The 14,323-nt window shown below is 64.8% G+C and carries 14 protein-coding genes; 11 read left to right on the top strand and 3 right to left on the bottom strand.

All coding sequences use genetic code 11. The features are described from left to right. The first annotated feature begins 8 nt into the window (after window positions 1–8). From HOP12_03210 to HOP12_03190, 5 genes are all read left to right on the top strand, one after another. Entirely contained in the window at window positions 9–572 is a 564-nt protein-coding gene (locus HOP12_03210) for a TOBE domain-containing protein (protein NOT33158.1), read from the top strand. 50 nt (window positions 573–622) lie between these two features. Continuing rightward, window positions 623–1,390: a molybdate ABC transporter substrate-binding protein gene (modA, locus tag HOP12_03205; GenBank protein NOT33157.1), complete on the top strand. Its 768-nt coding sequence runs from the start codon at window positions 623–625 to the stop codon at window positions 1,388–1,390. 8 nt (window positions 1,391–1,398) lie between these two features. Further along, the gene (gene modB / locus HOP12_03200) at window positions 1,399–2,253 is read left to right on the top strand and encodes a molybdate ABC transporter permease subunit (protein ID NOT33156.1); all 855 of its coding nucleotides are present in this window, start codon (window positions 1,399–1,401) and stop codon (window positions 2,251–2,253) included. Beyond that, on the top strand, window positions 2,219–3,298 hold the full coding sequence (locus HOP12_03195; GenBank protein NOT33155.1) for an ABC transporter ATP-binding protein: 1,080 nt from the start codon (window positions 2,219–2,221) through the stop codon (window positions 3,296–3,298). The genes modB and HOP12_03195 overlap by 35 nt, the downstream gene beginning before the upstream one ends. Before the next feature lie 135 nt (window positions 3,299–3,433). Next, the gene (locus HOP12_03190) at window positions 3,434–4,339 is read left to right on the top strand and encodes a pirin family protein (GenBank protein NOT33154.1); all 906 of its coding nucleotides are present in this window, start codon (window positions 3,434–3,436) and stop codon (window positions 4,337–4,339) included. Between the two features lie 57 nt (window positions 4,340–4,396). On the opposite strand, the gene HOP12_03185 is transcribed toward HOP12_03190, so the two are convergent. Beyond that, on the bottom strand, window positions 4,397–5,443 hold the full coding sequence (locus tag HOP12_03185) for a choice-of-anchor D domain-containing protein (protein NOT33153.1): 1,047 nt from the start codon (window positions 5,441–5,443) through the stop codon (window positions 4,397–4,399). Window positions 5,444–5,858: 415 nt separating this feature from the next. Between HOP12_03185 and HOP12_03180 the strand changes: the two genes are divergently transcribed. Further along, on the top strand, window positions 5,859–6,401 hold the full coding sequence (locus HOP12_03180) for an outer membrane beta-barrel protein (protein NOT33152.1): 543 nt from the start codon (window positions 5,859–5,861) through the stop codon (window positions 6,399–6,401). A gap of 12 nt (window positions 6,402–6,413) precedes the next feature. Further along, a complete protein-coding gene (locus tag HOP12_03175) occupies window positions 6,414–6,980 on the top strand; it encodes a hypothetical protein (GenBank protein ID NOT33151.1) in 567 nt (188 codons plus the stop codon). Window positions 6,981–7,039: 59 nt separating this feature from the next. Here the strand turns inward: HOP12_03175 and HOP12_03170 are convergent, their stop codons facing one another. Continuing rightward, window positions 7,040–7,945 carry a copper chaperone PCu(A)C gene (locus tag HOP12_03170; GenBank protein ID NOT33150.1) on the bottom strand — a complete coding sequence of 302 codons (906 nt, stop codon included), beginning with the start codon at window positions 7,943–7,945 and terminating at the stop codon, window positions 7,040–7,042. A gap of 218 nt (window positions 7,946–8,163) precedes the next feature. Between HOP12_03170 and HOP12_03165 the strand changes: the two genes are divergently transcribed. Genes HOP12_03165 through feoB form a run of 3 tightly spaced genes read left to right on the top strand, consistent with a single transcriptional unit; the run spans window position 8,164 to window position 11,142 of the window. After that, window positions 8,164–8,715: a metal-dependent transcriptional regulator gene (locus tag HOP12_03165; GenBank protein NOT33149.1), complete on the top strand. Its 552-nt coding sequence runs from the start codon at window positions 8,164–8,166 to the stop codon at window positions 8,713–8,715. Between the two features lie 32 nt (window positions 8,716–8,747). Then, on the top strand, window positions 8,748–8,972 hold the full coding sequence (locus HOP12_03160) for a ferrous iron transport protein A (GenBank protein NOT33148.1): 225 nt from the start codon (window positions 8,748–8,750) through the stop codon (window positions 8,970–8,972). Further along, complete coding sequence (gene feoB, locus HOP12_03155) at window positions 8,956–11,142, top strand: ferrous iron transport protein B (protein ID NOT33147.1); 2,187 nt, start codon at window positions 8,956–8,958, stop codon at window positions 11,140–11,142. Before HOP12_03160 ends, feoB begins: the two co-directional genes overlap by 17 nt. Before the next feature lie 253 nt (window positions 11,143–11,395). Here the strand turns inward: feoB and HOP12_03150 are convergent, their stop codons facing one another. Beyond that, window positions 11,396–11,755: a hypothetical protein gene (locus HOP12_03150; GenBank protein NOT33146.1), complete on the bottom strand. Its 360-nt coding sequence runs from the start codon at window positions 11,753–11,755 to the stop codon at window positions 11,396–11,398. 272 nt (window positions 11,756–12,027) lie between these two features. Between HOP12_03150 and HOP12_03145 the strand changes: the two genes are divergently transcribed. Beyond that, window positions 12,028–14,323 (top strand): DUF11 domain-containing protein (locus HOP12_03145; GenBank protein ID NOT33145.1); only part of this gene is annotated, 2,296 nt, incomplete at its 3' end.

Below are 14,323 nucleotides of genomic sequence, written 5' to 3'. Positions count from 1 at the left end.
CAACATCAGTGCCACGGCGAGCGGCCAAGCCCCTTTGGACACGTCGATCCCCCCGTTCTGAACCTGAAGTCACCCCTTGCCGGCAGTGCGCTAAGTACTGCAATATACTGTCGCAACCAGACGGTGAGCACATTAGCATCACTTATCCCAAGCTCCACCGGAGAATTACCACCCTGAACACTCTCGACGTACGCGAGGCCGCGGCCCTGCTTCACCTGGATGTTCGACGCGTTCAGAGCCTTGCTCGAAAGGGAAAACTCCCTGCCGTTCGCGTGGGACGAAAGTGGCTGTTCCATCGCGATCAGTTGGAGCGATTGCTCGGCCTCTCCGAATCCACACCCGCGCCTGACTCATTCTCGATCAGCGCACGAAACCGCCTGCGCGGTCGCATCTCAACGCTTCGAACCGACGGACTGATGGCCGAGGTCACCGTACGGATCGGCGATCAGGAACTGGTTGCCGTGATCACGCGTTCCTCCGCCGAATCGATGGACCTCCGCATTGGGGACGAGGCCTTCGCCGTGATCAAGGCCACCGAGGTCATCGTCGGCAAGCACCGAAAGGAGTCGTGACGGTGGACTGGCAACCGACCGTGAGAGCGCTGCTGGTGGCGTGGTGCGCGATGGTCCTCAATCCCGGTGACGCAATCGCGGAACGCGTGCCGCGGAACGCGCTCCGCGTCTTCGCAGCGGCGTCACTCGCAGAGTCGTTCGGCGAACTGGCGCGACATTTCGAAGACGTGAATCCCGCAGTTCGAGTTCAGCTGAATCTCGCCGGCTCACAGCAGCTCGCTGCGCAACTCGAGCAGGGCGCGATTGCCGACGTCTTCGCCTCCGCCGACGAACGCTGGATGGACCACGTTCGACAGGTCGGGCTGGTGATGGGGACGCCCGCACACTTCGCGCGTAATCGACTGGTCGTCATCGTGCCGCGAACCAATCCCGCGCGCATCGCGCGACTTCAGGACTTGGCGCGACGCGGAATCAAGCTGGTCATGGGTGCGGAATCGGTCCCGGTCGGCCGCTATGGCCGGGAGATGCTCCGCAATCTGGCGAGCGTCACGGGGTTCGATCCCGACTTCGCACGCCGTGTCCTCGCGAATGTGGTCTCTGAAGAGGAAAACGTGAAGGCGGTGGTCGGCAAGGTCCAGCTCGGAGAGGCCGATGCGGGCATCGTCTATCGTTCGGATGTGACGCCGGCGCTGTCGCGATTCGTTCGAACGTTCGAGATTCCCGACTCCGCAAACGTCTTGACGCTCTATCCGATCGCGGTACTCGCAGGCACGCGAGCTCCCGAGCTGTCGCGAGCCTTCGTCGAACTGGTGAGGTCGCCCGAAGGGCAACGCATCCTTGCAGAGCGCGGGATGATCCCGGTCGTCGCGGCGCCGTGAGCCCGACCATTACCTCCGGACGACCGAAGCGCCGGCCCGCGCCGCCGCTCCTTCCCGGCCTCGCGCTCGCGGGCGTTCTGGTGCTGACGGCATTTCTCGCCCTGCCATTCATCGGCCTGCTCGCGCGAGTCTCCCCCGGCCTCATCCTGCAGCGACTCGCCGAACCATCGGTGCAGGCGGCACTGAAACTCAGCCTGCTGACGAGCTTCGCCGCGACCGCGATCGTCGTGGTGCTGGGACTCCCCACCGCGTATCTGCTCGCAACCCGAGAATTTCCGGGCAAGCGCCTGCTCGAAGTCCTGATCGACCTGCCGATGGTGCTGCCCCCCACGGTGGCCGGCTTCGCGCTCCTGTTGGCCTTCGGACGCATGGGACTCGCGGGCCACCTGCTGAGCGGAATCGGTGTTGCGATTCCCTTCACGACACTCGCCGTGGTGCTCGCCCAGATTTTCATGGCGGCACCGTTCTTCGTCTCGCCCGCTCGCGCGGGTTTCGCCCGCGTGGACCCGCGACTGCTCGAGGTTGCCGCCACATTGGGGGCCTCCGAAGCGCGGCGATTCTTCCGCGTCATGGTGCCGCTCTCCCTGCCGTCTCTGATCGCGGGTGTCGCCATGAGCGCCGCTCGTTCGCTGGGTGAATTCGGCGCGACCATCACGTTCGCCGGAAATCTGCCGGGCGTGACACAGACCATGCCGCTGGCGGTCTATCTCGAGCTGCAGTCGGACCTCGACACGGCGGTCGTCCTCTCGATTCTTCTGCTCGCCTTCTCGTTCATCCTGCTGCTCGGTTTGCGCTCAGCACCCGCAGGCTGGTGGGGGGATCGCTCGTTTGCTCCAGCTCGAGGTACGACGGCGGCTCGGTAGCTTTCAGCTCGACGCCTCGCTCACCGCACTCCCGGGAGAGATCACGGTGCTGGTCGGCGAGAGTGGCTCTGGAAAGAGCACGCTCCTGCGATTGGTCGCCGGCATCATCGAACCCGATGCGGGGCGCATCGTGCTCGATGAGGTCGTCCTGTCCGACTCGGAGACACGGCAGTTCGTCGCCCCGGAATCGCGCTCGGTCGGCTACCTCCCGCAGGACCTCGCCCTGTTTCCGCATCTCGACGCCTTCGGGAACATCGCGTTCGGGCTTCGCGCATCCGGAGTGGGAGCACGCGAAGTACGGGACCGCACTCGCCAGATCAGCGAGCGGTTCGAATTGTCGGCGCTTCTCGATCGACGGCCGGCACAGCTCTCGGGCGGGCAGCAGCAACGAGTGGCGCTCGCCCGCGCGCTGATCCTGGACCCTGCGGTCTTGCTCCTCGACGAACCGCTCTCGGCGCTCGATGTCGGGACACGTCGCACGGTGCGAGGTGAGCTCAAGCGAGTTCTCGATGGACTCGCATGCGTCACGCTCCTCGTCACGCATCACCCCGCCGAAGCGCTTGCGCTCGGCCATCGCATTGCCGTGTTCGAAGGCGGGCGCATCACTCAGACCGGCACCCGCGAGGCATTCGTACGACATCCGCGCTCGCAGTACGTCGCAGCATTTCTCGGAGTGAATCTATTCAGCGGCGAACTGACGCACTCGAATCCCGACGGACTCGCCACCGTGAACTTAGGCGATTCCACGCTCACGGTCCCGGATCCGGGACGAACCGGTCGCGTTCAGCTCGTCGTTCATCCGCACGACATCGTCCTGTCGGTGACCCCGCCGGTCGGCAGCGCGCGGAACATCATGGAAGGCGCAGTGACCGAGCTGATTCCCGAACCTCCGAAGGGGGATCGGGTTCGAGTCATGCTCGACAGTCGCCCCCCGCTTGCGGCTCAGGTCACGGCCTCGGCGATCGCTGAACTCGGACTTCGCCCCGGCGTACACGCCTTCGCGTCGTTCAAGGCCACCGGCGTCGAAGTCCTGCCCGAACCCTGACGTCACGGCTCTCGAGTTCGAATGTCAGCAAGGCGTCAGCACGTCGTGACTCCGTCGATCCATTGACCTCGTGAAGCATCTCAGCCTCATCGGCCATTTGGGCCGCACGCGGTCCCGCCCCACCCTGGAGGCGTCATGTCGATCCGGCCCGTCAAACGCATCGTCGAGTCTCAGCCGACGCTCGAGGGCGCCGGAGTCAAACTGCGTCGAGCATTTGGCTTCGGAGATACGACCGAGACTGATCCGTTCCTGCTGTTCGATGACTTTCGCAATGAGCGCCCGGTGGACTACATCGCCGGCTTTCCGTGGCATCCTCATCGTGGCATCGAAACCATCACCTACGTGCTCTCGGGGTCGGTCTCGCATGGCGACAGCCTCGGCAACCAGGGGACACTCGGCGCCGGCGACGTTCAGTGGATGACGGCCGGTCGCGGCATCCTGCACCAGGAAATGCCGCAGGGCGACTCCACGGGACGCATGCACGGATTCCAGTTGTGGGCGAACCTTCCCGCTTCGCTCAAGCTCACGGCTCCCCGCTACCAGGATGTCGTCGGCAGCGAAATTCCGGTCATCACGGACGATGACGGCACTCGCGTGCGCGTCGTGTGCGGAAGTTTCTGGGGTCGTCGGGGACCCGTCGACGGAATCGCTGCGGACCCGAGCTATCTCGACGTGTGGGTGCCGGCGGGACGACGCAAGACGCTCCCGGTGGAGATGAATCGGAGCGCGTTCGCCTACGTCTTCGAGGGCAGCGGCTCGTTTCGAGACGCCTCCCCGCCTCTCGGCGTGCTCACTGAGCAACCCGGCCCGACCGAAACCCTTCTGCGTGAGCAGACCGGCGACCGTTCGCTCGTGGTGTTCGATCGTGGCGATGAGGTGACCGTGCAGGCCGGGGAGCACGGGATCCGATTCCTGCTCGTGTCCGGCAAACCGATCGAAGAACCGGTGGCGTGGTACGGACCGATCGTGATGAACACGAAATCCGAGCTGCAGCAGGCCATCGCGGAACTTCGCGACGGGACGTTCATTCGCGAGACTTGACGAGTCGCAGGTGTGGGCGGTCACGCCGGCTCGCGCGGCCGCCCTTCCGACCGCCGACTAGCGGATGACGACCACACGCCGAGTCCCCAATACGCGACCGTCAAGCGCAAGCCGAACGAAGTACACGCCTGCCTTCGGCGACCACTCGACGCCTTCCCGCCAGGTGACCGTGCGTACCCCGGCAACGGACTCGATCGAAGTCGATCGCCCCACGACGCGCCCCGAAAGATCGCAGACCTGCAGGTCGACGCGACCCGGTCGTGCAATCGAATACTCGATCGCCAGCGGGCCGCGGGTCGGCGACGGATGGACGCCACGGAGTCGCGTCGCCGAAGCGTCCTCTCCGACATCGGCGGTCTGAGAAGTTCCGATGCCGTTCAGATTCACCGTTCGGTCGGGATCGCCGGGCAGATCGCTGTCGAGCGCGAGTGTCAGCACATCGTTCCGCACGCCCACTGCGATCGGATTGAAGATCACCGGAACCAGCGCCGTGTCGCCCGGCGAGATCGGAAACGATGTCGCTCCGAGTGCGTAGTCGAGGCCGGCGTTGAGCGTTCGAATCAGATTCGTCGACCCGATCGCCTCGCTGCCGTTGTTCTGAATCAGGATGTTCTTGGTCTCGCCGGTGCCGGTATCCCAGGCCTGATTCGCAAACGTCAATGCGTTCGGTGGCGTTGGAACGGTCACGATCAACAGCGGCGCCACTCCGGTACCGCTGACGCCGAACGCATCCACCGCCGCATTGCCATCCTCGAGCGTGAATGTGCAGGCATCCGCGCCGCGGTTCACGGGATCGTAGCTGACGTTGACGTTGAACGATTGTCCGTCGGTCAGAAACGCAGGCGTCTTCGGCGTGACGGGAAGGCCTTCGAAGAAAGCATCCGCCGTGAACTCCGAGCAACCGCTTCCGGAGATGAATCCAAGAATGATCGTCGCGCTGCCGTGATTCGTGATCGTCACCGAAGTCGACGCGAGCGGCCCCGAGATCGATACACTCCCGAACGCCACCGACGGCGGTGAGATCGTCAAGGTGCCCGAGAATGCTTCGGGCGCCAGGGTGAGTGCACCGGCGAGTGATGCCATCCATCGCCATGTTCGACGCATACGGACCTCCGTGTCTTGATGCGTATCCGAGACTGCCAGTGACGCAGTCTAGGGCGACTGCGGCGCACCAGCAACCGCCTCGCGGGGCGCCCGCCACCTCAACAGGAGCATGAAGTGCATCGCTCAACTCGTATTGTGACAAAGCGATGAGTGCAATCACGAATACTGCGAGCAGGTCCGGGACTCCGGCACTAGAATCCCCGCGCTGGCCGCGTCTTCGAGCGCGCCGCCGCCGGGTGTGATTTCAAGGCGGCCGCGGGATCCCAACTCTCGCCGGATCTCGGGCTTGAAGATTCCTCCATCACGGATGGAGCCAGAGTGATTCCTGCCCTCACGCGGGCGCGCCCGCGTGCTGTGGTTGCTTTCGTGTGTGTTCGCGCCAAGCCGCCGCGAACCGACTCCGAGGAGGAAGTAGATGAAGCGTTGGTCATGGTCGGCGGTGGTACTCGCCGCGCTGATGCCGTGTCTCGCCCAGGCGGGAATGATCGGAATCGGTGCCTACGGCGGCCTCAGCATTCCGATTGCTCAAGACGACAACGGGCAGGGCCCGATCTTCGGCCTGAGGGTGCCGGTTCGTCTGGCGCCGATGTTCACCGTCGAGCCGTTCTTCGCGATGACGCAAGCGGGTGACGCCGATCAGGAAATCGGTGGCATCCAGTACACGCGGGACGGATTCGAGGCCACCGGCTTCGGCGCTAATCTGCTCCTGACGTTCGGCGACAAGATTCAGTTCTACCCGTTCGGCGGACTGTCGATGAGCACTCTGAGCCGAGAGGGATCCGAGGATCTCGAGCTGACTGGTTTCAATTTCGGACTCGGACTCGGCGTCTCGCCGGTCGAGAAGGTCCGCCTCCACCTGCGCGGTGAGGGTCAGTCATTGATCAAGGACGAGCGCGGTCGGATGTTCGGCAATGTGACCGTCGGCGTCTCGTACGATCTCTTCCCCTTCGGACAATAAAGGAGGCCGCACATGATTCGACGTCAGAAGTTGTTCGTGCTCGTCGGCCTCGCGCTGACCCTGCTGTTGAACACCGGATGCCTTCGCGCGATCAAGCTGTTCTCCGTCAACCTCGACAATCTCTCGGCCGTGAACGGAAATCCGGCGGCCGGCTTCTTCGTGGACCTCGCGGAAGAGAGCAGCGAGTACGCCGACAATCAGGACAAGATCAAGGCGGTCGAGGAGTACACCCTGCTCGGCGACGTTCGCAACAACCTGGCAACGCCCGTCGAAGCCGAGGTGTGGATCGTTCAGGATCCTGGCTCGCCGACGCTGCTGGTGGACAAGGCCGATGTAGTGACGGCCGGCGGCGTCAAGCTCATGACGTTGACGCTCGCCGCCAACGAGACCAAGTCGATCGAGTGGAGTCGCAATCCCCTCGGCTGGCTGTTCGCCTCGTTCGGGGGGTCGACGGATCCTGTCGTCAACGAGCTGGAGGGCGATGGGCTGTTCGAGCTTTACGTGTTCGGCAGCACCGGGACGTACAACGTGGATGTCCTGAGTGCATCGTTCGTCGTGACCGTCGACGTCGGACCGTAGTCGCCGTCGGATCCCGATCGAGAGCACAGCGCCGGGCTCGTGATTCGAGCCCGGCGTTTTCACGGGTCCTGCACCGTCACGGGTACGCGCTGTGTCGCGCCGTAGCGGTAGCGCAAGGTGAGCGCAAAGGTGTCTCCAGCCACGAGCGGCCGCACCAGATTGAGCAGCATCACGTGCATTCCTCCGGGCTCGAATGAAACGCGATCGCCCGCGCGCAGGTGGATGGAAGCGCGCCGCCTCATGCCCACGCGTCCTTCCGCGTCGCGCGTCGCCTCATGAAACTCCGCACGACTCGCAACGCGTTTTGGCACCTCCACCCCGAGCAGCTCATCGGGCAGCCTCGAGGAGAGCGACAAGTAGACCGCGCCATGGGCCGCGTTCGGAGCCGTGCTCCTCGCCCACGCTGAAGTCGCCTCCGGAGACTTGCGCTTTGGTAGAGCAATCGAACCCTGGCCGCTGCCGATCGAAGCCTTCGAGCGGGCGCCGAGCATCCGCATGAGATCGCTCGCCATCGCGTCGGGTGTCGTTCCGTGCTCCCACTCGAGAACGACATCGCCGTGATCGTTCACGAGGTAGCAAGAACCGGTGTGGCTCACCTCGAGCACGCCGCGCGGACTTCGCGTCACGACCGAGGACGCTCCGAACGCCGACTCGGCCTCGGCCAGAGCACGCGGCGATTCAGGACGCAGCGCATGACCGTTCGCGACGAATGACACGACGTAAGGCGCGAGCACCGGCAAGGAGTCTCGAGCCAGATCGACCGTGATGAACGCGAGTTCGACCCGCTCGCGCCCGGCAGGGAGTCGAGCCAGGGCATGTCGGACATCCGCGAGTGTCGTCGGGCAGATGTCGGGGCAGTTCACGAATCCGAAGAACACGATCAGGAAACGGCCGGACGATGGACGCAGATCGAAGGGTCGAGCCGCACCCTCGGCGAGCGCTTCCATCATTCCCGCGGATGGCACCGACCGTCCCTCCACGACATGCCCGTTGAATGGCGTCGACGAGGGACGAGAAGCACAACCGGACAGCGCGAGGAGCGCCGCAAGTGACACGCAGAGGCGAGCCCATTGCAGGGACCTCTCAGACAAGTTAAGTTGCCTCAACACTGCTCAACTCTCTCTTTCTCGGCCCTCGATCTTCGATGTGGCGCCGTGCGACTCCGAATGCGAGGTGCGACTCGATGGAAACGTGGAAGCGATTCGGTGAGCAGGAAGTCTCGCACTCGATGGCGCATTATCTTCAAGCCGTCGCAACACTCAAGCGCGGCAAGGGACACGCTCGGGTGGGCGACATCGCCGAGCACCTCGGAGTTTCGAAGAGTGGCGTGACCTCGATGCTTCGCTCCCTGCAGGCACGGGGTCTGGTGGCACACGAGCGTTATGGAAGTGTCGAACTGACCCCCAGCGGTGAACTCCTCGCCGATCGCACCGAGTCGAGTCGCAGGGTCCTCACGTTGTTCCTCACCGAGATTCTCGGGATCGCGGAACCGGTCGCGAATGAGGATGCCTGCATGATCGAGCATCTCGTGAGTCCGGAAGTCTCGATCGAGCTGCTGCGCCTCACGAACTTCATGCGTTCCGAACATCCGGCGGTTCGCGAGTTCATGGCCGCCTATCGCGAAACGCCCAGCGCTTGCAACGATCATGGCGCGCGCAGCTGTCGGTCCTGCGGTCCCACCTGCCTGCACGAGTCGCTGGTGCGCGAGGTCGGTGAGGCCGGGCAGCACGCGTGAGCGACCACGGCAGAACCGAATTGCCCGAGGACATGACGGCCGATCGGCTGGAGCCCGGGGAACCGGCCACGATCCTTCGTATCGATGGCGAGCCCAGCCTCGTGCGTCGACTGATGGAACTCGGGCTGGTGCCGGGCACCGTCCTCACTCTGGTGCGGCGCGCTCCGATGGGCGACCCGATCGAGGTCGCGGCCCGCGGGATCCATCTCTCTCTGCGACTCTCGGAGGCGAGCCGTATTCATGTCGCGAGTCACTGAACTGCAAACGGCGCTCCGCACGGTTGCGATCCTCGGAAATCCGAACGCCGGCAAATCGACGTTGTTCAATCAACTGACTGGCCTTCGCCAGAAAGTCGGCAACTACCCCGGTGTGACGGTCGAGAAGAAGACCGGCCGCTGCGAACTTCCTTCCGGTCGCAGCGTTCAGATTCTCGACCTGCCGGGCAGTTACAGCCTGCAACCCAACTCGCCGGACGAGATGATCGTGCGAGACGTCCTGCTCGGGCTTCAGGACGATACGCCCCCACCGGACCTGATCATCTTCGTCGTCGATGTCACGAACCTCGGCCGCCACCTGTACCTGGCCCTTCAGGTGATCGAGCTGGGGCGACCGCTGGTACTGGCGCTCAACATGATGGACGCAGCGCGCGCCCAGGGTCTTCTGATCGACGAAGCGGCGCTCGAGCGGGAGCTCGGCGTACCAGTGGTCGGCATCGCGGCTGCGCGTGGCGAGGGTCTCGGAAGTCTGCGGCGACTCATGGATCGCGAGGTCGAGCCCTCCGCGAGACGCTTTCGGCAGTGGCCACCGCACCTCGAGCGGGTGCTCCAGCGACTCGCATCGCGGTTGCCCCGACACCCCGAGCTCCCCGAACGCGCCCGTCACGATCTGGCACTCGCGCTGCTGCTCGACGACGGCGAAGACGATGCCCTCGCCCGCCACGCCCCCGCGGACGTCCTGGACGATGCCCGCACGCTCGCGCGGCGACTGGACATCCAATCCCCTGCGTGGCGCTCCGACGAGGTCGAGGGTCGCTACGAAGCGATTCACGAGATCGTTCAGCGCGCGACGGTTCAGCAGGGGGCGATTCGCGATCGAACTCGTGAACGCGTGGATCGAGTGCTCACCCACCGGATCTTCGGTCCCGTGATCTTCGTGCTCCTCATGGGTGCGGCATTTCAATCGGTGTTCGCTTGGGCCCAACCCGGAATGGATCTGATCGACGCGCTGGTCGGGCGATTCTCGCTGCTGGTGAGCAGCCTGTTGCCCGCCGGGCCGCTTCGCTCGCTGCTCGTCGATGGCGTCATCGCGGGCGTCGGCACCACGCTCACGTTCATTCCGCAGATCGCGATTCTCTTCTTGTTCATCAGCGTGCTCGAGGACAGCGGCTACATGGCGCGGGCGGCGTTCATCATGGATCGACTGATGGGACGGGTCGGCCTTTCCGGCCGGGCGTTCATCCCGATGCTTTCGTCGTTCGCCTGCGCGATCCCCGGCGTGATGGCGACTCGCACGATCGACAACCGGCGCGATCGACTCGCAACCATCATGGTCGCCCCGTTCATGTCGTGCAGTGCCCGCCTGCCGGTCTACGCATTGCTGATCGGCGCGTTCATTCCCCATCGCTGGGTCGGTCCGGTGACGCTCGCAGGCCTGACCCTGTTCTCGATGTATCTCCTCGGCGTTCTCGCAGCCATCGTGGTCGCCGCGATTCTCAAACGCACCGTGCTGCGAGGGGGCAATCCCCTCTACGTGATGGAGCTGCCGCCCTATCGCATGCCCTCGTGGCGTTCCGTACTCGCGACGGTTCGCGAGCGCTGCGTGCTGTTCGTGCGCAAGGCGGGCTCGGTGATTCTCGCGGTTTCAGTGGTGCTCTGGTTTCTCGCGTCCTACCCGCGCGGCGGCCCGGAGATCTCGAGTCTCTCCGCCCAGATTTCCGCCGCCGAGACTGCCGGTGACGTTGCGGGCGCACGCGCGCTGGAGCGACGTATGGCGGGCGTGGCGCTCGAGAACTCGTTCGCGGGCAGAGTGGGGCGGTTCCTCGAGCCCGCAATCGCACCGCTCGGTTTCGACTGGCGGATCGGCATCGGACTCGTGACGTCCTTCGCCGCGCGGGAGGTGATGGTCTCGACCATGGCGACGGTCTTCCAACTCGGGGATGCCGACGAATCGTCCGAGAGCCTGCGCGATCAGATTCGCAACGCGAGCGATGCTCGGACCGGGCGCCCGGCCTACTCGCCGCTCATGGGGGTGAGTCTCATGGTGTTCTTCGTGCTCGCCTGCCAGTGCATGTCCACGGTCGCCGTGGTGAAGCGGGAGACCAACTCGTGGCGCTGGCCGATCTTCATGCTGGTCATGATGAACGCCCTGGCGTGGCTGGCCTCATTCGCTGTCTACCAGGGCGGCCGCCTGCTGGGATTCCCGGCGTGAGCCCCTTCGGACTCCAGGACGCCACGGTCGCCCTCGTTGCGCTGCTCGCCGCAGGCTGGCTGGTCCGCCGCCGATTTCGGAGCCGGCCGACTGACGCGACGTGCGAAGGTTGCCCCTCGGCTGAGGATTCATCGGCGGCGCGCCCCGCGCCCCAGGCCACTTTTCTGGTGGGGATCTCGGAGCCCGGCGCGATCGCCGGGCCCCGGCTGCCGGTTCGAGATCCGGATGGAGCCCCGACCGCCGCTCCTCCGCCTCAGGGGGTGTAGCGCTTCTTCTCTACGATCGCTGCGACCGTTCTCGTTCCGAGAGTGAACGCCGAGCGGAACTCGCCCTGAACTCCGACGTCGGCCCCCTCTCGAGGCGCTCCGTTGTCCTTGCTGACCACTGGTATGGACCCGGTCCCGTCGTTGATCTCGTAGGCGCCGTATCCGAACACGCCGATCGATTGGGTCACTTTCCCCGCCACGCGAACCGTCTGTTTGTCGAATCGTGAAGGGTCGTCGAGCAGGGTCTTGATGGTCGTGACGCCGGCGGCGCCCTTGCAGCCGGACATCAGGACGATGGTCAGAATTGCGACACCCAGCAGGGCACTTCGGAGCGGCAGGCGCGTCATGGCGTCTCCCCGGATTGAGTTTGAGTCGGTGGGTGTGCAGGTGAGCAGCGACCCTAGCACTGCGAGTCATTTTCCCCGACCTCACGATTCTCTCCATCTGGCTTGCTCCGACAGCCCCCTCTCGGTAGAGTATTCGGCAGCGAAGCGGAGTTGCAGTCCTCAAATAGGCTGATCGACGGATAGACCAGCCACGGCAAGGCCCACGCCCATCAAGCGTTGCAGCGGTTCCTTCGTGGATCGCATCCGCTTGATGCCGAGGATTGTCCCCCCCAATGTCATTCCTCCGCCGCTTCGCGCGTGCGCTTCAGCGCACGTCTCCGATCGTCACGACCCTGGTTCTCGCTCTCATCTTCGCGCTCACGACCTCCGTGGCGCGGGCAAGTCTGCGCGTACCCGGGGCGACCTGTCGGCTCGCGACGGAGGACTTGGACTCGTCTGGCGCTTCAGGCCGGTCGGACGTCCAACCTGGTCCGTCGTTCGATAACTGGACGGCTGTTTCCAGTTCGCCGCAAGGCGACGAAACGACCGACTCGGGCCTGAGCTCCTCCCCGGCGGAGACCACGGGACACAACTCCCACCTCCCCGACCTCAGCATCGACAAGCGGCATGTCGTCGACTTCGAGGTCGGGCAGAACGCGAGCTTCACGCTCGCGGTCCGAAACGTCGGAGACGCCGCGAGCAATGGAACGATCACCCTGGTGGACGCCCTGCCGTCCGGGCTGACGTTTGTCTCGGCAACGGGTTCCGGTTGGACCGTCTCCACCTCGGGCAGGACGGTCACCGCCCGATTCGGTTCGGCGATCGCGAGGGGAGACAGCGCCGTGCTGGTTCTCGTCGTCGCGGTCGGTCCCTCCGCCGCTCCCCGAGTCATCAACTCGGCGACTATTTCGGGTGGCGGCGACTGCAATTCTGACAACAACTGCGACACCGACAAGGTCGACGTTCGGGGTACCCCCGACCTCAAGATTTCGCTGAAGCAGAAGAATCACCCGTGCGTCGGTGATACCGCTCGGTACCTGGTGACGGTCGAGAACTGCGGTAGTTCGCCCACCTCGGGAGTCATCACCGTCCTCGACACGCTCCCCGCCGGCCTGACGTTCGTTCGCGGGTCGGGTTCGGGCTGGAGCTTCGAAGTCGACGGCCAGGTCGTCCGTGCCACCCACCCAGGCCCGATCGCTCCCGGCAGCTCGCGTAGTTACACGCTCTACCTCGCGGTCGACGTGAGGGCGTATCCCGAAGTCCTGCACGTCGTGAACGTGTCGGGCGGCGGCGACCGGAACCCAGCGAACAACCGCGCCGTCGACAAGCTCGACGTATGCGGCAAGCCCGACCTGAGAATCGACAAGCAGCACGCGGAGGACTTCAGGGTCGGCGAGAACGGTCAATTCACGATTGTTGTTTCGAATGAGGGGGTCGTGCCGACGACCGGCACCATCACGGTCCGCGACACGCTGCCCAACTCCCTCACCTTCGTGAGTGCCAGCGGCGCCGGCTGGACGTTCACGAACAGTGGCCAGATCGTCACCGCAACGTACCCTGGACCGCTCGATCCCGGAGCAAGTGCGAGCTTCACTCTGATCGTCTCCGTCGGACCCGGCGCGGCGCCCGAAGTCTGCAACGCGGCCACCGTTTTCGGTGGAGGCGACTGCGATCGCAAGAACGATCGCGACGAGGACTGCGTCAAGGTCGAAGGCGGCAAGCCGGATCTGATCGTCGACATCAAGCACAAGAACTCGCCGTGCGTCGGCGACACAGCGCGCTACCTGGTTCGCGTTACGAATCGCGGCACGGCTACCACGACCGGAAGCATCGTCGTGGTCGATACCCTTCCGCCCGGACTCTCGTTCGTCCGGGGCGCGGGAGTCGGCTGGACGTTCAGCGTCGATGGTAATGTCGTTCGCGCCTCGCATCCTGGGCCGATCCCCCCCGGCTCGACGCTCGACTTTCAGCTCTATCTCCTGGTCGGCCCCGCCGCATATCCGAGCGTCACGACCACGGTGACAGTCAGCGGCGGCGGGGACGCCAACGATGACAACAACCGGGATAGCGATTCGCAGCCCATCTGCGGCAGGCCCGACCTGTCGATTCGACTGACTCACGAGAATCAACCGTGCGTCGGAGATCTCGCGCGCTTCCGCGTCGTCGTCCTCAACGTCGGCACCGGGCCGACGGTCGGCTTGATCACCGTGCGAGACACGCTGCCGACCGGACTCATGTTCGTGAGCGGCAGTGGCAGCGGGTGGACGATCGGGAACGCCGGGCAAGTGGTGATCGCGACGCACCCTGGCCCTCTCGAGGCTGGCGACTCGCTGGGCTTCACGTTCGAAGCGCTCGTCGGCGAGGCGGCGCAGCCGAGCGTGGTGACGGCTGCAACCGTGAGCGGCGGCGGCGATCGCAATCGCCTCAACGACCGAGATACCGACCTGCTAAAGGTCTGCGGCCCGCAGTCGCCCGACCTCGCGATCGACAAGCGTCACACCGCTGACTTCGTGGTCGGTCAGAACGGGCTCTACACCATCGTCGTGACCAACGTCGGCACGCTTGCGACCACGGGAACGATCACGGTGC

It is taken from the genome of Candidatus Eisenbacteria bacterium, assembly GCA_013140805.1.
Taxonomy (GTDB): Bacteria; Eisenbacteria; RBG-16-71-46; order RBG-16-71-46; family RBG-16-71-46; genus JABFRW01.
Note: the sequence above shows the minus strand (reverse complement) of the source record. Positions and strands in the feature narration are given on the sequence as shown.

Coding starts and splice junctions, on each gene's coding strand:
- modA (NOT33157.1), top strand. CDS start 623: ATGGTCCTCAATCCCGGTGACGCAATCGCGGAACGCGTGCCGCGGAAC.
- HOP12_03190 (NOT33154.1), top strand. CDS start 3,434: ATGTCGATCCGGCCCGTCAAACGCATCGTCGAGTCTCAGCCGACGCTC.
- HOP12_03185 (NOT33153.1), bottom strand. CDS start 5,443: ATGCGTCGAACATGGCGATGGATGGCATCACTCGCCGGTGCACTCACC.
- HOP12_03180 (NOT33152.1), top strand. CDS start 5,859: ATGAAGCGTTGGTCATGGTCGGCGGTGGTACTCGCCGCGCTGATGCCG.
- HOP12_03175 (NOT33151.1), top strand. CDS start 6,414: ATGATTCGACGTCAGAAGTTGTTCGTGCTCGTCGGCCTCGCGCTGACC.
- HOP12_03165 (NOT33149.1), top strand. CDS start 8,164: ATGGAAACGTGGAAGCGATTCGGTGAGCAGGAAGTCTCGCACTCGATG.
- HOP12_03160 (NOT33148.1), top strand. CDS start 8,748: ATGACGGCCGATCGGCTGGAGCCCGGGGAACCGGCCACGATCCTTCGT.
- feoB (NOT33147.1), top strand. CDS start 8,956: ATGTCGCGAGTCACTGAACTGCAAACGGCGCTCCGCACGGTTGCGATC.
- HOP12_03150 (NOT33146.1), bottom strand. CDS start 11,755: ATGACGCGCCTGCCGCTCCGAAGTGCCCTGCTGGGTGTCGCAATTCTG.